The sequence below is a fragment of the Rhodomicrobium vannielii ATCC 17100 genome (genome assembly GCF_000166055.1).
Lineage (GTDB): Bacteria > Pseudomonadota > Alphaproteobacteria > Rhizobiales > Rhodomicrobiaceae > Rhodomicrobium > Rhodomicrobium vannielii.
On sequence record NC_014664.1, the window covers coordinates 2,279,276 to 2,300,234 of the forward strand.

General features: G+C 63.9%; 18 protein-coding genes and 1 pseudogene. 5 read left to right on the forward strand and 14 right to left on the reverse strand.

Annotated elements, in window-relative coordinates; genetic code table 11:
- Window positions 1-191: 191 nt before the first annotated feature.
- A pseudogene (locus tag RVAN_RS20215) lies at window positions 192-293 on the reverse strand (transposase); the annotation flags it as partial.
- 325 nt (window positions 294-618) lie between these two features.
- Here RVAN_RS20215 and RVAN_RS10515 point away from each other — a divergent pair.
- Both RVAN_RS10515 and RVAN_RS10520 read left to right on the forward strand, forming a co-directional pair.
- Window positions 619-861 (forward strand): hypothetical protein, encoded by a 243-nt coding sequence (locus RVAN_RS10515; RefSeq protein WP_041787474.1) that lies wholly within the window; start codon window positions 619-621, stop codon window positions 859-861.
- Between the two features lie 538 nt (window positions 862-1,399).
- Window positions 1,400-1,600, forward strand: coding sequence for a hypothetical protein (locus RVAN_RS10520; protein ID WP_041787476.1), 201 nt, complete (start codon window positions 1,400-1,402; stop codon window positions 1,598-1,600).
- Window positions 1,601-1,711: 111 nt separating this feature from the next.
- On the opposite strand, the gene RVAN_RS10525 is transcribed toward RVAN_RS10520, so the two are convergent.
- The 4 genes from RVAN_RS10525 to RVAN_RS10540 form a co-directional block, all read right to left on the reverse strand.
- Window positions 1,712-2,218 (reverse strand): hypothetical protein, encoded by a 507-nt coding sequence (locus RVAN_RS10525; RefSeq protein ID WP_155942420.1) that lies wholly within the window; start codon window positions 2,216-2,218, stop codon window positions 1,712-1,714.
- 449 nt (window positions 2,219-2,667) lie between these two features.
- Entirely contained in the window at window positions 2,668-3,711 is a 1,044-nt protein-coding gene (gene ruvB / locus RVAN_RS10530; RefSeq protein WP_013419703.1) for a Holliday junction branch migration DNA helicase RuvB, read from the reverse strand.
- 52 nt (window positions 3,712-3,763) lie between these two features.
- Complete coding sequence (locus RVAN_RS10535) at window positions 3,764-4,774, reverse strand: ligase-associated DNA damage response exonuclease (protein WP_013419704.1); 1,011 nt, start codon at window positions 4,772-4,774, stop codon at window positions 3,764-3,766.
- Window positions 4,775-4,850: 76 nt separating this feature from the next.
- Window positions 4,851-5,138 (reverse strand): hypothetical protein, encoded by a 288-nt coding sequence (locus RVAN_RS10540; RefSeq protein ID WP_013419705.1) that lies wholly within the window; start codon window positions 5,136-5,138, stop codon window positions 4,851-4,853.
- A 118-nt stretch (window positions 5,139-5,256) separates the two neighbouring features.
- Here RVAN_RS10540 and RVAN_RS10545 point away from each other — a divergent pair, with 118 nt between their 5' ends.
- Entirely contained in the window at window positions 5,257-7,791 is a 2,535-nt protein-coding gene (locus RVAN_RS10545) for a ligase-associated DNA damage response DEXH box helicase (RefSeq protein WP_013419706.1), read from the forward strand.
- A gap of 182 nt (window positions 7,792-7,973) precedes the next feature.
- Complete coding sequence (locus RVAN_RS10550; protein WP_013419707.1) at window positions 7,974-9,017, forward strand: TorF family putative porin; 1,044 nt, start codon at window positions 7,974-7,976, stop codon at window positions 9,015-9,017.
- On the opposite strand, the gene RVAN_RS10555 is transcribed toward RVAN_RS10550, so the two are convergent.
- Window positions 9,010-10,320, reverse strand: coding sequence for an MFS transporter (locus RVAN_RS10555; RefSeq protein ID WP_013419708.1), 1,311 nt, complete (start codon window positions 10,318-10,320; stop codon window positions 9,010-9,012). The genes RVAN_RS10550 and RVAN_RS10555 overlap by 8 nt on opposite strands.
- The gene (locus RVAN_RS10560) at window positions 10,277-10,747 is read right to left on the reverse strand and encodes a PRC-barrel domain-containing protein (RefSeq protein WP_013419709.1); all 471 of its coding nucleotides are present in this window, start codon (window positions 10,745-10,747) and stop codon (window positions 10,277-10,279) included. The genes RVAN_RS10555 and RVAN_RS10560 overlap by 44 nt, the downstream gene beginning before the upstream one ends.
- Window positions 10,748-10,942: 195 nt before the next feature.
- Here RVAN_RS10560 and RVAN_RS10565 point away from each other — a divergent pair, with 195 nt between their 5' ends.
- The gene (locus RVAN_RS10565) at window positions 10,943-11,845 is read left to right on the forward strand and encodes a hypothetical protein (RefSeq protein ID WP_013419710.1); all 903 of its coding nucleotides are present in this window, start codon (window positions 10,943-10,945) and stop codon (window positions 11,843-11,845) included.
- Window positions 11,846-11,929: 84 nt separating this feature from the next.
- Here RVAN_RS10565 and RVAN_RS20840 read toward each other — a convergent pair whose 3' ends face one another.
- The 7 genes from RVAN_RS20840 to lpxC all read right to left on the reverse strand — a co-directional run bounded on the left by RVAN_RS20840 (window position 11,930) and on the right by lpxC (window position 20,911).
- Complete coding sequence (locus RVAN_RS20840; protein ID WP_174261949.1) at window positions 11,930-12,685, reverse strand: hypothetical protein; 756 nt, start codon at window positions 12,683-12,685, stop codon at window positions 11,930-11,932.
- Between the two features lie 327 nt (window positions 12,686-13,012).
- Entirely contained in the window at window positions 13,013-13,777 is a 765-nt protein-coding gene (locus RVAN_RS10575; RefSeq protein ID WP_013419712.1) for an HAD family hydrolase, read from the reverse strand.
- 210 nt (window positions 13,778-13,987) lie between these two features.
- Window positions 13,988-16,321: an NAD-dependent DNA ligase LigA gene (ligA, locus tag RVAN_RS10580; protein ID WP_013419713.1), complete on the reverse strand. Its 2,334-nt coding sequence runs from the start codon at window positions 16,319-16,321 to the stop codon at window positions 13,988-13,990.
- Complete coding sequence (recN, locus tag RVAN_RS10585; RefSeq protein WP_013419714.1) at window positions 16,311-18,014, reverse strand: DNA repair protein RecN; 1,704 nt, start codon at window positions 18,012-18,014, stop codon at window positions 16,311-16,313. Before recN ends, ligA begins: the two co-directional genes overlap by 11 nt.
- 56 nt (window positions 18,015-18,070) lie before the next feature.
- Entirely contained in the window at window positions 18,071-18,628 is a 558-nt protein-coding gene (locus RVAN_RS10590) for a manganese efflux pump MntP family protein (RefSeq protein WP_013419715.1), read from the reverse strand.
- Window positions 18,629-18,831: 203 nt separating this feature from the next.
- Complete coding sequence (locus tag RVAN_RS10595) at window positions 18,832-19,695, reverse strand: outer membrane protein assembly factor BamD (protein ID WP_013419716.1); 864 nt, start codon at window positions 19,693-19,695, stop codon at window positions 18,832-18,834.
- Between the two features lie 253 nt (window positions 19,696-19,948).
- The gene (lpxC, locus tag RVAN_RS10600; RefSeq protein WP_013419717.1) at window positions 19,949-20,911 is read right to left on the reverse strand and encodes a UDP-3-O-acyl-N-acetylglucosamine deacetylase; all 963 of its coding nucleotides are present in this window, start codon (window positions 20,909-20,911) and stop codon (window positions 19,949-19,951) included.
- Window positions 20,912-20,959: the final 48 nt, after the last annotated feature.

Below are 20,959 nucleotides of genomic sequence, written 5' to 3' on the forward strand. Positions count from 1 at the left end.
AGAAGATGCTGAGCGTGCGCCGTTCATCGTCAGAAACCAATTCGGCAACGACCGAGCCAGCTGTGTACGGCACATACGTCGCGGCGGCCTCTTTCGGATTATGGTGCGCATAGTTTGCGCCTTCCACAAGCGCACGAACGATGGCCGCAGCTGTGGATTTGTACCGCTTCGACAGCCGGGGCGGCAACGCGCGGGATCAGCGGCTCAATGAGCGCCCATTTCTCATCGGTCAAGTCGCTCGGATAGCGAAGCCGGATGCGCTCGGATAAACTGCGGCTCTCGTTCGTACACATCGACCGGTTCCAATGCCTGCGACATGTTTTCAGACGGACACCAAGGAACAGCGCGCCGAGGACGGTACTATTATAATAGTTATAATATATTGATATTGCGTAACAAATTTTCTTGCGATATTCACGCAATAATCGTTTTTGTGCGTTTGGCCACCTTCCTTATCATGACCATCGATCATTTCGGTATCGCCGCTCTATACTCGAACGAGCAAGCTAGGCTGAAGCGCAAATTGCAACGGCGAGGATTATCGGCGTCTTCCGCAGACGACGCTGTGCAGGATGCGTTCGTTCGCCTGAATGAAAGCCGTCTCGCCTCCTTCAAACGTTGATCTCGACGCAATTCAGGCCTGGCGGCGCGATCGATACGCCGCTCGAAGCCGCGCTGGCGGATTTGCGCCGCTATCGTCTCGGACGCATTGACCTCCTGAGCGCCGTGGCCGGCCAGAAGAGGATCACCGCAGTTTTCGAGAAAAATCGCATCGACGATGCGCTCGACACCATAGCGGAAAGCCTCGATCTTCGCGTGATCCGCGCAACGAGCCTGTTCACCGCGCTCGTGGCCAACTAGTGGAGCGAATTTGACATTTGAGTCCCGGTTGCAGCGAGCTCTCGTTCAAATGTAAAATTCAAAAGCTCCAATAAAATTATCACGTTGCTAGTGGTCCTTATGATTCCGACATTTGTTCACGAGGTGCTGCGTACGGATGCAAATGTCGGAATCGGACCACTAGCACCGCCCCCAAAAAAAGGACCGTAGCCGCTAATTACTCCGCCCGCGCCTGGTGTCTCCGTAAATGGAGGCGCTGGGCCGCCTCCTCGAAACTGGGCAAGGGGTTGGGGCATGAGTAAGGCACGCGTGCGCGTAAAGCGCGCGCCGAGAGCCATCGCGGCTTGCGTCGCGGGGGTCGTTTTCTTCTTTTGAACGTCGTTCGATAGTGTTTTGGCGCAGTCTGCGCAGCAAAGCGCCGGCAGACAGATCAGCATCCCGGCGCAGTCACTGGCTTCAGCGCTCGTCGCTTTCTCGTTGTTCCTACACTTTTACCTCCGCGACCTCAGCGAAGGTTGTCGCTGGAGGAGCAGTCACCCCGCTTAACGGAAGTGAGACGTTGGACGAGATCGTGGTGGAGGATGGCGCCGGTCAGCAATTCTTCGGCACGACGCCAGCGGACACCGGGACAACCGACATGTCCGGAGACCTTCTGCAGGTCAGAAAGGATGGAACCGGCGATGCCAACGCCATCCTGAAAAATCTTCCAAACATCTCACGAGGGCGCGCGCCACCGACTGAAAAAGACCCGGTTTCGTGAACCTCGGACTTCGCCTCACGCTCCGAACGCAGGACGGCCGCACCATATGAAAATCGGCGCCAAGATCGCTCCCGCGCCGACATCGCATGTCCGATTGTAGGGTGAGCCCGGCTAAATCCGCTTCTGTACGACCGGGGCTTCGGGCTCCATGCCTTTATCTTCGATCGCGACGCGATAGACCCAGCGACCCCACGCGAAGCTTACCACATTGCCGGTTGCGGCTTCCGTTATCGCCATAAGCTTGGCGTTGTCGGGGATGACCTGATCGGTGATCTGCTCGCGGCTGACGATCAGAAGCGCCAGACGGCGGTGATCGTTCGTCACGAATTCGGTGTAAAGTCCTGGCCGGAGATGTGCCGACGGCGCATCGGCGAATGCCTTGAGCGCGTCGCTCGACGACAGCACCGGCGTGACCGGCATTTCGTCCGACTTCCGTTCGGCGCTTACGCCCGTGAAGCGGGTGACCGCCGGGCGCGACCGCCAAGACTGCGTGTCCGCTTGCGACGGCGCGACAGACTGGACTTCCGCCATCTGCATCGCATAAAAACCAGCGCCGGACACCTGAGCCGGGCGCGTCATCTCGAAAAACGAGACGAGGCCGCACAGCGGCAGGGCCATCAGCGCCCCGTACAAGGAGGCGCGTGCCAACGATCCAAGGGCCGAGAAACTCGTTTTCGTGGTGCTTTGCGCGTTGCTCATGGCCTTCACAATAATAGAGAGCACTTGTCCCGTCTACATCCCGGAGGGTCGTTTCGGATCAAGGCTAATTGATGATAGCGTTCGCTGAAAGGGCGGCCGAACCAACAAATTTATGTGACAGGGAGCTTTACAAAAAGTAACAGAAGCGCCTGACGTACGCTAAACTTTAATCGTCAGGCGTTCTGTTCCATCCAGCGTGGCATTTGAAACCACGTGGTGGAACCCGTGCAGCATACTCGCTGCTTGTCTTTATAAAAGGTCATTCCCGCCGCCTTGTCATTATAAAAGCGGCGAGGTTACGAAATCCTCTGTGTGAAACCTGTGGGAGAAATTTGACAAGCGCCAAAAGCGCGAGTCGAGAAAGCGACTCAGCCTTCGCGCGAACCGTCGAACAGGGGCATTTGCTGGTCGCGAATGGCCTGCGGCGCGGCCAGGCCGAGATGCCGGAACGCCTTCAATGTGAGCACGCGCCCGCGAGGCGTCCGCCCGATGAACCCCTGCTGCAACAGATAGGGCTCGATCACCTCCTCGATGGCATCCTTGCCCTCGGAAAGCGCCGCGGCGATCGTCTCGATGCCGACCGGGCCGCCGCCGTAGTTCACGCCGATGCACCGGAGATAGCGATGGTCCATGGCGTCGAGGCCGAGGCTGTCCACTTCGAGCTTGCCGAGCGCGGCGTCGGCAACCGCGCGGTCCACCTCGTCCACTCCACCGACCGCCGCGAAGTCGCGCACCCGGCGCAACAGACGGCCCGCAACGCGCGGCGTGCCCCGGCTGCGGCGTGCCACCTCGCGCGCTCCATCCGCCGTCATCGTCATGTGAAGAACACGCGCGCCGCGCCGCACGATCTCTTCGAGTTCGTCATCCGTGTAGAAGTTGAGCCGGATCGGGATGCCGAAACGGTCGCGCAGCGGCGTGGTGAGCAACCCCGTCCGCGTCGTCGCGCCGACGAGCGTGAACTTCGCGAGGTCGATGCGCACGGAGCGCGCCGCCGGACCCTCGCCGATGATGAGGTCGAGCTGGAAATCCTCCATCGCCGGGTACAGGATTTCCTCCACCGCCGGGTTGAGCCGGTGGATTTCGTCGATGAAAAGCACGTCGCGATCTTCGAGATTTGTGAGCAGCGCCGCGAGGTCGCCCGCTTTGGCGATAACCGGACCGGACGTCATCTTGAAATTCACGCCGAGTTCGCGCGCCACGATCTGCGCGAGCGTCGTCTTGCCGAGGCCGGGGGGGCCCGCGAACAGCACATGGTCCAGCGCCTCGCCGCGCGCGCGCGCCGCATCGATGAACACCTTCATGTTCGCGCGCGCCTGCGCCTGCCCGATGAACTCGGCCAGACGTTGCGGACGCAGCGAAAGCTCGCCCGCGTCTTCGTCCTGTCTTTCGCGGTCGAGAAGCCGTGCGGTCATGGGCCGACGCTAGCGGATTCTGCCGGGCATGCGCAAAACAAAACCGTGGTGCTCATTCCGCCTCCTCGTCTTCGTAGCCGAGTAACGACAGCGCGCGCGCCCGAAGCCCGAGCTTCCGACAGTAATGGACGAGCGCCTCCTCGCGGCCATGCGTGACCCAGATTTCTTCCGCACCCGTCTCTCGAATGGTGTCGATCAGCTCCGGCCAGTCGCAATGGTCGGAGATGATGAGCGGCAGTTCCACGCGTTGCTGTTTGGCGCGCGCGCGGATCTGCATCCAGCCGGACGCGGCGGCGGGAATGACATCGGGGAGCGAGCGCGACCACCGGTCGGCGAGCGCCAACGGCGGGCAGAGCACGATCTCGCCCGCGAGGGCCTTGCGGTTGGCGGGCGTCACCGGCTCATAAGGGCCGAGCGCCACGCCGCGTGCCTCGTAAAGCTCGGTCAGCTTCATCAGGGCCCCGTGAAGATAAATGGGGCGGTCATAACCCGCGCGGCGCAGTTCCGCGATGAGCCGCTGCGTCTTGCCGAGCGCGTAGCAGCCGATGGCGTGGCAGCTTTGCGGGAAGATCGCGAGCGAGTTCAGCAGCTTCTCTACTTCGCGCTGCGGGTCTGGGTGGCAGAAAACCGGCAAGCCGAAGGTTGCCTCCGTTACGAAGACGTCGCACGGCACAAGCTCGAACGGCCGCGCGGTTGGATCGGCCGTGCGCTTGTAATCGCCGGAGACGACAAGCCGCGCGCCGCCATGTTCGATCAGCACCTGCGCCGCGCCGAGGATATGCCCCGCCGGGTAGAGTGTGACGCGCGCCTCGCCCCAGTGAATCGGCTGGCGATATGGAAGATCGACGCGCTGGCACGCGAAGCCCTCGCCGTAGCGGCACGCCATGATGGCGAGCGTGTCCGGCGTGGCGGCGACCTTCGCGTGGCCGCTGCGCGCGTGGTCCGAGTGTCCATGCGTGACGATGGCAGCATCGACCGGCCGAACGGGATCTATGAAGAAGCCGCCCGCCTTGCAATAAAGACCCTCGGAGCGCACCTCCATCCACTCGCGCGGGTGGATCATTGCCCCGAAAAGCCCACTCCCCGAAATTTCCTGCCGTCAAATCTCATGGCCTTCGTCCCATCCCGCACGTTTAACCTCATTTTTTGCCCTGCCCGATCCCATGGTCCGCGAGGATGGACAACGCTTCCGCCACCGACAATTCGCGCCAGTCGTCAGCCGGCGTCCCCTCGCGGCGGATCAGTGACGCCGCCTGCCGAAGCCCCGCGCGCATCTGGTCTTCGCGCACGCCAGCCGCCGCAGCCGCGCCTTGCAGGCTTTCGGCGGCGGCGAGCTTCTCAAGGAGATCGAGAATGCGTACCGTCCCCTCATGACCTTTGTCATTCTCTCCGAACAGGTCGGGGACGGATCTGGCTGCGTCTGTCATCACCCTCACTCACGCATTTGATTGCAAGCCGCTTGATCTTATCGAGAACTCTGGTACAAAACAAGAACGATGTGCGTTGTGCGGCCATGGATTAACCCGGATCGGTAGAGTTTTCCCCATGGCGAAACGACGAACATCCGAGAATTTGCAAGAGGCTAACCCGCGAGACGGCGCTTCGGGCGACGACGGCGAACATGTGCTTCCGTCTTATGTCGAGGCGTGGTTCGCGGCGCGCGGCTGGACGGCGCGGCCATGGCAGCGCGCGATGGTCGAGGCGTTCCGCGAGCGCCGCTCCACGCTGCTCATCGCGCCGACCGGCGGCGGCAAGACGCTGTCCGGCTTCCTGCCGAGCCTCATCGACATCCACGAGACGCGTAGCCAAGGCATCCACACACTCTACATCTCGCCGCTGAAGGCGCTGACGAACGACATTGAGCGCAACCTCATGCGTCCCATCGCCGAGATGGACCTCGCCGTGAGCGTCGAAAGCCGCACGGGCGACACCCCGCAATCGAAGCGCGCCCGCCAGCGTCGCGCGCCGCCGAACCTGTTCCTCACCACGCCCGAAAGCCTGATGCTGATGCTCTCGTCACCCGACGCGGAACGCCTGTTCGCCGGGCTTCGCGCGGTGATCGTGGACGAGGTGCACAGTTTTGCGGCGACGAAGCGGGGCGATTTCACGGCGCTCGCCCTGTCGCGCCTCGCCGCGCTCGCGCCGCAGGCGGTACGCTTCGGCCTCTCGGCAACGGTGGCGGACCCTGCCGCGCTCGCGGCGTGGCTCGGCCCGGTCGGCGTGCCTGCCGCGCTTTTGCAATCCGGGCTGCCGATGGACCCGGATATTCGCCTGCTGGTGCCGGAAGAGACGCGCATGCCATACGGCGGCTTCATGGCGCGCTACGCCGTGCCCGAAATCTACGACGCGATCCGCCGCGCTGGCACCTCCATCGTCTTCGTGAACACGCGCGCGCAGGCGGAACTCATGCTGCAAATGCTTTGGGACGCGAACGAGGAAAACCTGCCGATCGCGGTCTATCACGGCTCGCTCAGTCGCGAGCAGCGCCGCAAGGCCGAGGCGATGATGGCGGCGGGCAAGATCCGCAGCGTGGTGGCGACAGCGGCGCTGGAGCTTGGCATCGACTGGGGCGACGTCGATCTCGTGATCCAGGTGGCCGCGCCGAAGGGCGTCAGTCGCCTGCTTCAGCGCGTCGGCCGCTCGAACCACCGGCTCGATGAGCCGAGCCGCGCGTTTCTCGTGCCCGCGAACCGCTTCGAGGCGCTGGAATGCCGCGCCGCGCTCACGGCAATCGAGAAGGGCCAACTCGACGGCGAGGCGCCCGGCCCCGGCTCGCTCGACGTGGTGGCGCAGCATATCCTCAGTTGCGCGTGCAGCGGCCCCATCGACCCGGCCGCGCTGTTCCACGAAGTTCGCACCGCGCTCCCCTACGCCGATCTCCCGCGCGAGACGTTCGACCGGCTGTTCCAGTTCGCCATCGACGGCGGCTATGTGCTGCGGGCCTACGACCGCTACAAGCGCCTCACCGCGTTGCCCAACGGCCGCTTCCGCATCGCTAACCCGCATGTTGCGCGGCGGCATCGGCAGAATATCGGCGTGATCGTGGAGGCGGCGCGGCTCAGGGTGATGCGGCTGTCCGGCAAGGGGCGCGGCGGGCGCGTACTCGGCGAAGTGGAAGAATATTTCGCGCAAGGGCTGACGCCGGGCGACACGTTTTTCTTCGCGGGCGAACTGCTGGCCTTCGTCGGCGTCCGCGACATGACGCTTGAAGCGCGCCCCGCGGCGGGCGGCGAGCCGAAGGTGCCGGCCTATTCCGGCGGGCAGATGCCGCTGTCCACGTTCCTCGCGGATGGCGTGCGCGATCTGCTTGCCGATCCGGCGCAGTGGAGCACGCTTCCGCCTGACGTGCGCGAATGGCTCGACCTTCAGGCGCGCTTCTCGGCGATCCCGCGCGCCGACCGGCTCCTCGTGGAGCACTTCCTCGAAGGGCGCTTCTACCGCACGGTGTTCTACACCTTCGCGGGCCGTCGCGCGAACCAGACGCTCGGCATGCTCATCACGCGGCGGATGGAGCATCTCGGGCTGAAGCCGATCAGCTTCCAGATCACCGATTACGGCCTCGTCGTCTCGCATATCGCCCCGGCGACGAGCGATCACGTTGCGCAGTTTCTGGCACCCGACATCCTCGGCGACGAACTGGAGGAATGGATCCTCGAAAGCCCGATGCTGAAGCGATCCTTCCGCCATGTCGCGACCGTGACCGGCCTCGTCGAGCAGCAGAACAACGCGGCGCGCAAGTCCATGCGGCAGATGACGATCTCGACCGACCTCATCTACGACGTGCTGCGCCGTCACGAGCCGGACCACATCCTGCTCAAGGTGACGCGGCGCGATGCCGAACGCGAATTGCTCGACCTCAAGCGCCTGTCCGAGCTTTTGACGCGCTATCGCGACCGCTTCCTCTTCATCGAACTCTCGCGCGCCTCGCCCTTTTCGATCCCGGTGCTGACGGACGTGCGCACGGAGCAGGTGCGCGGCTCCGGCGTGGAGCATCTGCTTGCGCAGGCCGCGATCATGCATGACGCGGAGGACATGATGGAGGAGGTCCGCGCGGCGGTCGCCGGGCGCGTGCTTCACTGACGGGCGCATCTCCTGACTACAAAAACGGCAAACGCCTTTCCCGATGTATTTTTACCACTAGCGGTTGCGCGTCTACGTCTACGCTCTCTTTCAGGTTGTTAGCGAATCGCGACTCTTCCTATGGTTGAGCAAGTTTGCGTCCGATCATTCTGCCGCGCCCGGCGGCCAATCGAGAGACCGACATGAGCAAACCGCTTTTGCTTGCCGCCCTTTCCCTGTTTCTCGCTGGAAACGTGATGGCGGCGGAAGACGATTCAGCCAGCACCGAAAAAACGGAAAGCTCGGCAAAGCCCGCGAAAGCCGCGAAAAAGAGTGCGGACGCCAAGGAAGAAAAGGCCGAGGACAAGAAGGCCGAGCCGACCTATCCCGATTGGGATGTCGCTTTCGGCGCGGGCGCCGCAACAGATTACGTGTTCCGCGGCATCAGCCAGTCGAACCGCAATCCTTCGTGGAATTCCTATGTCGAATTCCGCTACACGCCGCAGAAGGATGTGCAGTTCTACGCCGGCACGAGCATTTACCAGATCGACTTTCCGAACGATGCCTTCGCCGAAGTTGACTTCTACGGCGGCGTGCGCCCAACCTTCGACAAGGTCGTGTTCGACTTCGGGTTCTGGTATTACTGGTATCCCGGCGGCCGCACCTATAACGGTCTTGAGCCTGCGTATCTCAACTGCACGAACGGCTTTTACACGCCGACCGGCGGCTGCAATACGCTGGAAGCGCGGCTCGACTTCTACGAAGTCTACGGCAAGGCCACCTACACGCCCGACGACAAGCTCACGCTCGGTGTCGCGGCCTATTATTCGCCCTCATGGCTGAATACGGGCGCGCCCGGCACATACGCCTCCTGGACCGCAAAATATGTGCTGCCCGACAAGAACTTGCTGCCCGATGGTCTCGGCTGGTACATCTCGGGCGAATGGGGCAACTATTTCTTCGGTGACACGAAAGACTTCTACGGCAACATTCCGCTGCCGGACTATGCGACGTGGAATGCGGGCCTCGCCTTCACCTATGACGTGATGACGCTCGACCTTCGCTACTACGACACAGACCTGTCGGAAGCGCAGTGCAACGTGCTGACGGGCGACGACACGGCAACCTTCCGCACGAAGAACATCACGGACATCAATGCGAGCGGGCTTGGCTCGAAGTGGTGTGGCGCGGCCTTTGTCGGCAAGCTGTCGTTCGACATGACGGCGAAGACCAACCTCCTCAAGTGATTTCCTCTTTCGGGCGCGTTTCCGGCATCAGCGTGAGCGTTACGATGAAGCCGAGCGCGCCCGTAGCGGCAAGCCACCAGAAGGCGGAAGGGCGTCCGAGAGTGTCCGCGATATAGCCCGCGGCTGGCAGGCTGATCGCCGCCGCCAAGCCGATGGACATGCCGACGACGCCCTGCGCCAGATTGAAATGTCCCGTACCGAAAGTAATGTCGGCAATCACAAGCGGGATCAGCACCGCGAGCACCGCCGCCGAAACGCCATCAAGCATCTGGATCGCGACCAGCGGCACCGCGCCGTCCAGTACCGCGAACAGCGCCGCGCGTATCGGCAGCACGCCGAGCGCCGCGAGCAGCAGCGGCCGCCGCCCGATCCGCTTCGCAAGCCGCCCCACCATCGGAGAAAACAACGCAACGATGATCTGCGGCAGCACGATCGCGGCGGCGATCAGCGCGACGGCCCATTGGCTGGCGCGCGTGGTCAATTCCGAGCCGACGAGCGGCAGAAGCGGCGCGTTCGCCATCTGAAAAAGCGCGATGATGGCGATGAACACAAGAAACGCGCGCTTTCGAAGGAGCATCGAAAGCCCGGCGGGGACGCTCGAAGCCTCCGGTTCGCTGCTTCCGCCGTGTGCCGTCGCGACATCCACCTCAGCCTCGCGGATATACCAAAGCGCGGTAATCGCGGGGATTGCGAAGAACGCGGTCACGAAAAACACCGCCTGCGCCGACCAGAAATAGCCGCAAGCGCCGAGCAGGAGCGCGGCGGTTCCGTTACCTGCGGCGGCGTAGCGCGCATTGCGTCCGAGGCGGGGGGAAAGCCCCTCGCGCCCCACGAGCCCGAGGCTGATCGCTGCGACCGCTGGAGCGACAACCGCCGTTCCGGCCGCATGAAGCACGCGCGCGAACGCCACGGCTGCGAACACCGGCAACGCGGCGATGATGAACGCGCTGGCTCCGATGGCCGCCACGGCCCCGCCCGCCGCGCGCCGCTCGGACCGCACGTTGTCGATCAGCGCGCCGCCCGGCACCTGAAACACCAGCGCGGCAATGGACCCGACCGACAGCACGAGGCCGATATCCGTCTGTGTCCACTTCTCGGACGTGAGATAGACGGCGAGAAACGGCCCGAAGCCGGTCTGGATGTCGCCGAGGAAAAAGGCGAACCAGTCGAGGCCGCGCAGGCTTTCACGCGAGGGAGACTTGCGTTTCGTGTCTGCCGTGGGCACCGGGTCCGGCTGCTCCGGTGCATCCTGCGTGGCGCTAATTCGTTCCTTCAGCGCCTCGGCCTTTCGCGGAATTCGCACCGATGGCGACAACCGGCTTGCCCGTTTTCACCTCGGGGGCTTCGCTGAGACGTTCGCGCGGAAGTTCCACCACCAGCACGTCGCGCCCGTCGGAGGCGAAATGCAGGTCCGGCCAGGCGATGGCGATGCGGCGGCTGCCGACGCCGAGAAATCCGCCAACTTCGACGACGGCCGCCTGCACCGCGCCCGAGCCGTCCGCGAGGACGTCGACGACCCGCCCTGCGCGCTCGCCCGCGCGCGTCATGACGTTTTTGCCCATCACGCTTTCGGCCCGCCAAAGCACGGTTCGCTCCGGCGGAGACTGATCGGCCTTCATCTGCTCCTGCGGCGGTTCGCCCGAGCGCGCTTCGCTGCCGGATGACCGTGCCGAGTGTGACGCCGCGTTCGTCGCGATGACAACAAAAAGGACAAGGCAGAAACTTCGCATGCAAACTTCTCCTGCCGTTTGTCGCCTAACAGCGAAGATCGTTCACCGTTCCCAGATCAGTCCGGCACAACGGATATCACCCCTCAAATTTACTCTTATCTAATCATCAAATTCCGCCGGCGCGCGGGCAACTTCTTTCCGAAGACCGCATTGACCCAATTGATATGTGCAAACAAATCAGAGGAAATCGAAAAAATGGCAGATACGACTTACGACACATCGCGCATCCACGAAGGGGAGGATTGGCGCGCGGTATCATGGAGCGCCATTCTCTTCGGCTCTCTCGTCGGGCTCTCAGTGGCAGCGATGCTCCACGTGCTCGGGCTGGCCGTCACCGCCAGTTCGGTTCCCGATCAGGCGGGGCCGACCGACGCTCTCATGACCATCGGTGGCGTCGCCGGGATCTGGTATATCGCCTCCACCGCCGTGAGCCTGTTCATTGGAGGATTCGTGGCGAGCACCCTGGCCTGGACATTCACCGGCAAGCGCGCCGCGATTTACGCGCTCGGCGTTTGGGCGATCACCACGCTGGTGGTGGCGCTTGCGTTCGTTCCTCCCATCATCCGCGCGGCGACCGGCGCCGTGTCCGCAGTCGGCAACGTCGCTGACCGAGCGATCACCACGGCCGCCGGAGCAGGTGAAGCAGTTGGGAGCGCAGCGGCTAATGTCCCGACCGGGCTCGTGGACAATGTTCGGCAGAGGCTTGGCATTCCGTCGGGTGCGCAGGTCGATCAAGGCGCAATCCGGGACATCACGCGGCTTGTCGGTCAACGGCTTACTCAGGATCAGTGGACACCTCAGCAGCGCGATCAGCTCGTTGCTGCCCTCGGGCGCGCGGCCAACGTTCCACCTGATGAGGCCCGCCGTCGTCTTGGCGAAGCCGAATCCGCGTTGAACACGACAATCCAGGAGGCGAGAGACACGGTGCAAAAAGCGGTCGAAGGGACGCGGCAAGCCATCGCTGGCGTGGCCTACTGGACGTTCGCCGCAATATTGGCCGGGCTTATCGCAGCCTATCTCGGCGCCCGCTTTGGCGAACGCGACGAAGATCAATTGCCGACGTTTGCTCGCATCCGCATGCATCGGACGTCGAACTAAACTAGTTGGGCTGACAACGTCGCGAATAAAAAGAGCCCCGGCCCTGCGGTCGGGGCTCCATTTGATGCAAGCAGATAGTTGATTTTACCAGCCGCCGCCGAAGCCGACGCTCACGCCAAGACCGGAACCGCCCCAGCCGCCGCCATAGCCGCCGCCCCAGCCGCCGCCGAAGCCGACGCCGGATGCACCCCAGCCGCCGCCGCAACCGCTATAGACCGGACGAGCAATCACCACCGGCCTCGCGCAACCGCCAACACCCGAGTACACGACCGGACGACGCCAGCCGCCACCATACCAACCGGAGCTGTAGACAACCGGGCGATAGATCACCGGCGCGCGATAGCCCCAGCCGCCGCCATACACGACGGGACGACGCCAGCCCCAGCCACCGCCATACACGATGGGACGACGCCAGCCCCAGCCACCGCCATACACGATGGGACGACGCCAGCCGCCATAATACGCAACCGGGCGACGCCAGCCGCCGTACCAGCCGCCGCGGAAGGCTACCGGCCTACGCCAGCCGCCGTAATAGCCGCCGCGGAAGGCCGCCGGCCTACGCCAGCCGCCACCGTAGTAGCCCCCACGGAACCCGATAGGCCGCGCAAAGCCACGATTGAAACCACGGTTGAAGCCGGGACCGAAGCCCGCGCGCTGGAACCCGCCGCGATAGCCAAATCGCGAACCGATGGGACTGGCGCCTCTGAAGCCGCCACCGCCACGGAATGCGGCACCACCTCCGAACCCGCCGCCGCCTCTGAAGCCAGCGCCGCCGCCGAAGCCGCCACGTCCGCCATTGCGGACGAGCATCACGGAACTCTGCGCACCGCTTGCGGTCATCTTTTCGCTGCTCGCTCCCAACGGAGACGGCGCAGCACCCGCCGTAGACGCGAGGCCGAATGCCGATAATCCCAGCGCTGCCACCGCCGGGACTAGAAGTCGTTTCGTTCGCATGTGAGACCCACTTCCTCTGTACTAGGGTTGTGTTTGCCGCTGCCGCGTCGTCGCTCACGACCCCGCTGCAACTGCGCACGCACCCGGTCACACGCCACTGACCGCGCTCGAACGCCAGCTCATTGGACCACCCTGCGAGTTAACGAAAGGTAGAAAGATACTCGAGCTTTAGCGCCGCGAAATAGGAAAGAAGAATTGAAGGTCAAATCTTGTCTAATCGGTCTCGACCAATTTACGCAAAAGCGCAATATCGATAAAAGTACAACTATTAGCGTTGCCAGACAAAAGCTTGAAGGGGACGTCCGGTTCGCCGAGATGATCGAGCAGAAGCATCGCTCCTTCGAAATCGTTCGACGCGGTATAGTCGTTCAACGCCACGATGACTTGCAACCCAGCACCGCGTGCTGCGTGTGTTCCGGGCGCAGAATCCTCGATGGCGAGGCAGTCAGCGGGCGGCAGGCGAAGCGCGGCCAGCACGTGGAGGTAGATGTCCGGCGCGGGTTTCTTGCACGGCACGGCGTCGCCTGCGCCGATCACCTCGAACCAACCGAGCGCTTCCGGCATCGTCGCGTCGAACAGCGCCGTTACATTCTCCGGCGAGGTCGTCGTCGCGATGGCGAGCCGCACGCCCGCATCTTTCGCCTCGCGTAGAAGGCGCGCAACGCCGGGCCGAAGCGGAATGCCGCCGCCCGCGAGAAGAGCCGCGTAGTGTTTCGTCTTGGCGGCGTGCAGCGCGGCGATGAACTCGGGAAGCGGCTGCCCAGTCGGCGGCGTAAAGTCTGGCCGGTGCCGCGCGATGTAGTGCGCGATGCGTTCCTTACCGCCCGTCACCGCGAGAAGTTCGGTATAGAGCGCGGGCGGCCAGTCCCAGTCGAGGCCCGCATCGGCGAAGGCGCGGTTGAAGGCGAGGCGGTGCCCCTCTTCCGTCTCGGCCAGCGTTCCGTCAACGTCGAAAATCAGCGCCTTGAGTTCGGCCATGCGAGCCCCCTTGATTTCGGATCAGCTTAGATCAGCCTGCGTTAAATAGGACCCGATTTGACGCGGAGAAGCTGATCGACAACCGAACATCGGAGGGCCGTACTTGTTCGCTTGAGCCATCGAAAGACGGGATGAGAGGCGAACGGCGGTAAAACCGTTCGAGGGCTCCCCTCATCCCGCCTCCCTCCATCAGGAGAGACTCTGTGGCGGTTATGCGGAGGAGATCATCTCCAGCCACTCGTCCTCGGTCATAACTTTCACCCCGAGGTCTTCCGCCTTTTTCAGTTTCGAGCCCGCGCCCGGACCCGCGACGAGGTAAGTCGTCGCCTTTGACACCGACCCCGCCACCTTCGCGCCGAACCGCTCGGCCTGCGCCTTGGCCTCATCGCGCGTGAAGCGTTCGAGCTTGCCGGTGAAAACAACAGTCGCGCCCGCCAGCAGCGACGAAACCTGATCCGGCTTGTACGCCTCGATGGTGAGTTCGCGCCGCAGCGCATCCACCGCCTCGCGGTTATGGGGCTCGTCGAAGAAATCCACGATGGACTGCGCGACGACGTCGCCGATCCCGTCGATCTCATTCAGTTTCGCCAGAATGATGGCTCTGTGCAGCGATCTTTTGTCCTCGCCGGACGCGCTTTCAAGCAGAAGCTCATCTCCCGGCCGAAGTTCGGCCGCGTCCGGCTCGGCCATGGCGGCGCGCAGCGCGTCGAGCGAGCCGAAAGTCTTCGCGAGCAGCTTCGCCGTCGTCTCGCCCACGTGGCGGATGCCGAGCGCGAAGATGAAGCGTTCGAGCGAAATCGTGCGCCGCGCCTCTATAGCCGCGAACAGGTTTGCCGCCGATTGCGCGCCCCAGCCTTCCTTTTCGCTGAGCTTCGGCAGGTCCACGCCGTCGCGCGCGGCCATGGTGAAGATGTCGGCTGGCGCCTTGATGCGCCCCTCGTCGAAAAACGCCTGGATGTTCTTCTCGCCCAGCCCTTCGATGTCGAAGGCATGGCGCGACACGAAATGCCGGAGCCGCTCCACGGCCTGCGCGGCGCAGATGAGGCCGCCCGTACAGCGGCGCACCGCGTCGACCTTGCCGGTCTTAGGGTGTGTCTCGCGGACCGCGTGGCTGCCGCAGACGGGGCAAAGCGTCGGGAAGACGAACTCCACGGCGTCGGCGGGGCGCTGCTCCAGCACCGGGCCGAGGATCTGCGGGATCACGTCGCCCGCGCGCTGCACGATCACCGTGTCGCCGATGCGCACATCCTTGCGGCGGATCTCGTCCTCGTTGTGAAGCGTGGCATTCTGCACGACGACGCCGCCGACAGTCACGGGCGCGAGCTTCGCCACGGGGGTCAGCGCGCCAGTGCGGCCCACCTGAATGTCGATGCCGTTCAGCACCGTCGTCGCCTTCTCGGCGGAGAATTTATGCGCAGTCGCCCAGCGCGGCGTGCGGCTGATGAAGCCGAGGCGCTCCTGAAGGTCGAGCCGGTTCACCTTGTACACCACGCCGTCGATGTCGTAGCCGAGCGAGGCGCGCTTCATCTCGATGGCGCGATAGACCGCGAGCATCTCCTCGACCGAGCGGCAGATTTCGACCGGCGGCAGCGGGAAACCCCAGCCGTGGATGGCCTGAAGCACACCGAAGTTCGTGTCGGCAGGCAGCGCGCTTGCCTCACCCCAGCCCCGAACCTCCCCCCACCCCCAAGCGAAGAAGCGTAGCGGCCGCGCGGCGGTGATCGCCGGATCGAGCTGGCGGAGCGATCCGGCCGCCGCGTTTCTCGGGTTCGCGAACATGCGCCCGCCCTTGCCGACCTGCCGCTCGTTCAGCGCCTGAAAATCGGCGTGGCTCATGTAAACTTCGCCGCGCACCTCGAACACGGCGGGCACGTCGTTCGCGCGGATCACCTGCGGGATGTCGGCGATGGTGCGAACGTTTGCGGTCACGTCCTCGCCCTCGGAGCCATCGCCGCGCGTGGCCGCCACCGCGAGCCGCCCATTTTCGTAGCGGAGCGACACCGAAAGGCCGTCGATCTTCATTTCGGCGGTGACATCGAGCGCCTCGTCCGGCGCGAACTTCAGGAAGCGGCGCACGCGGCCCGCGAAATCGGCGACATCCTCATCGGAGAAGACGTTGCCGAGCGACAGCATGCGCACCGTATGGCGCACCTTCGCGAACTTCTCGGACGGTGTCGCGCCGACGGTCTGCGACGGGCTTTCCGGCGTTATCAGCGACGGGAACGCCGCTTCCAGCGCGTTGAGACGCAGGCGCAGGCGGTCATATTCGGCATCGGAGATTTCCGGCGCGGCATCCTGATACAGAAGGTCGTGGCGCGCGATCTCGGCCGCGAGTGCGTCGTGCTCGTCCTTCGCATCTTCCGCCGACAGGTGTTCGGCGTGCTTCAGCGCCTCGTCGCGGAAGGCGGCTTCATCCTGCGTGGGCGGCGCTGCAATCTCCGCGTCCGGCGCGGGAGCGAGCAAAGGCTGCTCGGCGTTCGCCCCCTCGGTCTTGCGGGAGCGGCGCGTCTTCGCGGGCTTCGCACCCGCCGCCTTAGGCGACATGATGCGCTCCGACGTGGCGCGCGCCGATGAGGCTCTCGGCGGCGGCGCGGGCTTCGGCCGTCACCTCCTTGCCGGCGAGCATGCGCGCGATTTCCTCGCGGCGGCCTTCCATGCTCAGCACCTCGGCGCTGGTTGTGACGACGATGGCATCGCCTTCGCCGCGCGCGGCCTTGTGCAGCCGGATGTGCTGATCGGCATTCGCGGCCACCTGCGGCGAGTGCGTCACCGCCAAAACCTGCGCGCGAGTGCCTAGCCGCGCCTGCCGCTCGCCGATGGCCGCCGCCGTCGCACCGCCGACGCCCGTATCGATTTCGTCGAACACCAGAACGGGCGCGGTCGCCTTCTCGGCGAGCACCACCTTCAGCGCCAGCAGGAACCGGGCAAGCTCGCCGCCCGACGCCACCTTCATCAGCGGCCCCGGCTTCGCGCCCGGATTGGTCTGCACGTAGAACATCGCCTGCTCGCGCCCGAAGGGACCGCCGCGGAGACCGCTGCGGTCCTCCGGCATGGGCTCGATTTCGGTGACGAAGCGGGCTTTGTCGAGCTTGAGCGGCGCAAGTTCGGCCTGAACGGCGGCGTCGAGCAGCGTGGCCGTCGCGCGACGCTTTTCGCTCAGCGCGTCGGCGGCGCGGGCGTAAACCTCGCCGAATTCGGCGGCGGCCTTGCTCGCGCCGGCGAGATCTTCCTCGCCGGTTTCGATGCGGCCGAGATCTTCCCGGAAGCGGGCATGAACCGCAGGCAGGTCGTTCACCGTCACGCGATATTTGCGGGCGACCGCACGCAGCCGGAAAAGCCGCTCCTCGATCGCTTCGACATTGTCGCCGCTTTCGCCGCGAAGCTGCGCTTCCACGAGTTCGCGCGCTTCCTCCGCCTCGATCAACACGCGTTCCAGCGCCGACTGGATCGGCTTCAACGCGTCGGGGATGTTCGGTGTGCGCTCCAGACGGCGGAGCGCGGCGCTGAGTTTGGCGGCGGGAAATTGCGGCGCGTTCAGTGCGTCCGCGATGTCTTCGAGGTCGGCGCGAGCCTTTTGTGCGGCGACGATTGACGCGCGTCGTGTCGCGAGGTCGTCTTCCTCGCCCGGCTGCGGCGCGAGCTGGTTCAGCTCTTCGCAGGCCGCCGTGAGATAATCCTTCTCGCGCTCCGCCACCGCCAGCGCCTTCTCAAGTTCATCGACGGCTTTGTTCTTCTCGCGCCACGCCTCCCATAGCCGCGACACCTCCTGCACCTCACCGATGAGCCCGCCGAACTGATCGAGCAGATGACGATGCGTGGCCGAATCGAGCAGTGCGCGGTCGTCGTGCTGGCCGTGGATTTCGACCAACATCTTGCCGAGTTGCTTCAGTAGGCCGGTCGAAACCGGGCGGTCGTTGATGAAAGCCTTGGTGCGGCCGTCCTCGCCCTGGACGCGGCGGAGGATCAGCGTGTCCTCGCTGTCGAAACCCTGCTCTGCCAAAAGCGCCATCGCGGGGTGCGCGTCGTTGAGATCGAAGGACGCCGTGACGCTCGCGCTGGTCGCCCCGCGCCGCACGAGACCGCCATCGCCGCGCGCACCGAGCGCGAGACTCAAGCTGTCGAGGATGATGGATTTGCCCGCGCCGGTCTCACCCGTGAATACGGTAAAGCCCTTCTCGAAACCGAGATCGAGCTTATCGATAAGAACGATGTCGCGGATCGACAGGGCCACAAGCATACCGCTTCCTTACGCGATTCTCGACGCGTGGGCACCCGTGTCCTTCTGCGCGCGCGTCAGCCGATATGCTCGATGAGGATCGTAGCGCCGATGACGCAGAGCGCAAGCCCCGCCACCACTTCGGTCATGCGCCCGAATCGTTCGCCGATCATGCGCCCCAGCATCATGCCCGCCGACGACATGAGGAAAGTCGCGAGGCCGATTGCGATGGCAATGACGGTGATATCCACATCGAGGATCGCGAGCGATACGCCCACGGCCATGGCGTCGATGCTGGTGCCGATTGCGGCGGCGACAATCAGCAGAAAGGACTGCGCGACAGCGGGCCGTTCTTCTTCGTGCGCGAACAAGGCGAGCCAGAGCATGCGAAGACCGACCCCCGCCAGCAGCGTGAACGCGATCCAGTGGTCCCACGCCTGCACGTAGCTGCTGGCTGCCATGCCCGCCGCCCAGCCGATGACCGGCGTCAGCGCTTCCACGCTGCCGAAGATGAAGCCGGTGCGGAGCGCTTCGCGAAGGCGCGGCTTCTTGCTGGCGGCTCCGCGCGCGAGCGAAACCGCAAAGGCGTCGACGGACATTGTGAAGGCAAGCACGGTGATGGCAGTCGGGGTCACGATGGCTTCCAAAAAGAAATGCGCCGCAGCGCGCTGAAGCGCAAACGGCGCGAATCGGGTTGGTGCGTTTCCGCTGAATGGCGCGATGCGCCGATTTTCTTCGCCGTGCCGACGCAAAAAGGCATCGTGCCACCGAAGACGGCTTACCCTTAAGCCGCCCCGATGGCAGATGTCAAAACTTAGGCAGTGCTATAAAATTGAGCTTAGCCTGCAACGCTGCCGACTGTGCGCTTCCACGCGTGGCTGATCCACGACCCGGAGTCTTCGCGCGGCGCGGTGCCGCCGGACTGTAGAAGCGCGTACGCGTCCTTGTACCACGGGCTGTCGGGGAAGTTATGCCCCAGCACCGCCGCCGCCGTCTGCGCCTCGTTCACGATGCCGAGCGCCATGTAGCATTCAGTAAGACGCATCAGCGCCTCTTCCACATGCGTCGTCTGCTGGTATTCCGTGACGACCGTCTTGAAGCGGTTCACCGCGCCGAGATAGTTGCCCTTCTTCTGCCAGTAGCGGCCGACATTCATTTCAGATGCGGCGAGCGTATCGCGGGCAAGCTTGATGCGTCGTTTCGCGTCCTCAGAGTAGCGGCTATCCGGATAGCGGCTGATGAGCGTTTCAAGCTCGGCGATTGCCTTCTTCGTTTCGCCCTGATCGCGCGTCGGCCCGGAGATGCGCTCGAAATACGAACTGGCGATGATTTCCTGCGCCAGCGCCGCTTCCTTGGAGCCGGGATGGAGCGAGAGGAAGCGACGAGCGGCGGCCACTGCTTCCGGGCCTTTGCCAGCCTTTTGATAGGCGTATGCCGCCATCAGCGTCGATTTCTTGGCTTCTTCCGAATAGGGGTAAAGCTGGTCGATGCGCTCGAACAACTCGGCGGCCTTGTTGTTCTTGCCCTGGCCGAGAAGGTCATCGGCCTCTTTATAGATCTGGTCCGGCGGGCGCTGATCGAGCTGCGTCGACTCTGAACTCGAAAACATCGATCCCATCGACCCGCAGCCACCAAGTGAACTGCTCAGCGTCGTCGCGAGAATCACCGCTGCGAGAGTTTGCCCGATCGATCGCAATCCCATCGTCCTTGCTCCAGGCCCCGTATTTCGAGTTCGAGCAGCACTGCGCGACTCGGTTTCCCTTATCGTTACGTTCATGTACGGCCAAAAGCCGCAAAATGATGGTGAAATGCGGAGTTTTTCAGTCAAAGCTTTTGCGCTGGGGAAAGTTGTCGGCGCCGCGTGTATAATTAACACCGCAGCATGAGATAAAAACGCCTGCCTCAAAACGCAAAATGGCCGGGGCGAGCCCGGCCATTCGCCAAGATGGAACCGATCAGGCGTTTTCAGGCGCAAAGTTCGGTGTCGCGAAGGCAATGCCGAAATCGGCGCGCGGCGAAACATAATGACGGCGCGTCTTGTCGGCGGCTTCGACGACGGTCCATGCGTCGCGGTTCTCGTAAAGCGCATGCAGCATCAACGAGTTGAGCTTGTGGCTCGGGCGCTTCGAGCGATACAGGCCGAGGATCGCGGCGCCTGCGAGAGCGAAATCGCCAACGGCGTCGAGCGTCTTGTGGCGAACGAATTCGTCCGGGTAGCGCAGCCCTTCCGGGTTCAGAATGCGATCCTCACCGATGGCGACGGTGTTTTCGAGCGACGATCCAAGCGCGCGCCCGGCGGCCCAAAGCTGCTTCACGTCCTTCATGAAACCGAAGGTGCGCGCGCGGCTCAGGTGCTTCTTGAAAGAGGCCGGAGTCACGTCGAGGTCGATGCGCTGACGGCCGATCAGCGGCGTGGGGAAATCGATTTCGATATCGAGGCGGAAGCCGTCATAGGGGAAGATTTCGCCGATGGAGCCGCCATCCGTGACCGCGACGGGGCGGAGAATCTTGATGTAGCGGCGCGCTTCGTCGAGTTCGCGAACGCCTGCTTCTTCGATGGCCGCCACGAACGGTTCCGCGCTGCCGTCGAGGATCGGCAGTTCGTTGCCGTCAACCTCGATATCCGCATTGTCGATGCCCATGCCGCGCAGCGCCGAGAGCAGATGCTCCACGGTGGCGACGGAGGCGCCGCCGGCGCCGCTGATCACGGTGCAGAGGGTCAGATTGGTCACGGAGCGGAAATCGCCGGGGATGTGGCCCGCGTTCTTTCCGCCGGAAACGTAGAAATTATAGCCCGAGTTGGCCTCGGCCGGGTGGAGGATCAGCGATACTTCCGCGCCACTGTGCACGCCCGCCCCTTTCAGGACGATATCGCGCTCAAGAGTGGTCTGTCTGTTCGAATAGCTTCGAAAGCTCATAAGAGTGCGCCGTTCTTTTGTGCCACGGTGCCTTCCTTTGCCGAAGGA

Coding starts and splice junctions, on each gene's coding strand:
- RVAN_RS10525 (WP_155942420.1), bottom strand. CDS start 2,218: ATGGCCCTGCCGCTGTGCGGCCTCGTCTCGTTTTTCGAGATGACGCGC.
- ruvB (WP_013419703.1), bottom strand. CDS start 3,711: ATGACCGCACGGCTTCTCGACCGCGAAAGACAGGACGAAGACGCGGGC.
- RVAN_RS10535 (WP_013419704.1), bottom strand. CDS start 4,774: ATGATCCACCCGCGCGAGTGGATGGAGGTGCGCTCCGAGGGTCTTTAT.
- RVAN_RS10540 (WP_013419705.1), bottom strand. CDS start 5,138: ATGACAGACGCAGCCAGATCCGTCCCCGACCTGTTCGGAGAGAATGAC.
- RVAN_RS10545 (WP_013419706.1), top strand. CDS start 5,257: ATGGCGAAACGACGAACATCCGAGAATTTGCAAGAGGCTAACCCGCGA.
- RVAN_RS10550 (WP_013419707.1), top strand. CDS start 7,974: ATGAGCAAACCGCTTTTGCTTGCCGCCCTTTCCCTGTTTCTCGCTGGA.
- RVAN_RS10560 (WP_013419709.1), bottom strand. CDS start 10,747: ATGCGAAGTTTCTGCCTTGTCCTTTTTGTTGTCATCGCGACGAACGCG.
- RVAN_RS10565 (WP_013419710.1), top strand. CDS start 10,943: ATGGCAGATACGACTTACGACACATCGCGCATCCACGAAGGGGAGGAT.
- RVAN_RS20840 (WP_174261949.1), bottom strand. CDS start 12,685: ATGACCGCAAGCGGTGCGCAGAGTTCCGTGATGCTCGTCCGCAATGGC.
- RVAN_RS10575 (WP_013419712.1), bottom strand. CDS start 13,777: ATGGCCGAACTCAAGGCGCTGATTTTCGACGTTGACGGAACGCTGGCC.
- ligA (WP_013419713.1), bottom strand. CDS start 16,321: ATGTCGCCTAAGGCGGCGGGTGCGAAGCCCGCGAAGACGCGCCGCTCC.
- recN (WP_013419714.1), bottom strand. CDS start 18,014: ATGCTTGTGGCCCTGTCGATCCGCGACATCGTTCTTATCGATAAGCTC.
- RVAN_RS10595 (WP_013419716.1), bottom strand. CDS start 19,695: ATGGGATTGCGATCGATCGGGCAAACTCTCGCAGCGGTGATTCTCGCG.
- lpxC (WP_013419717.1), bottom strand. CDS start 20,911: ATGAGCTTTCGAAGCTATTCGAACAGACAGACCACTCTTGAGCGCGAT.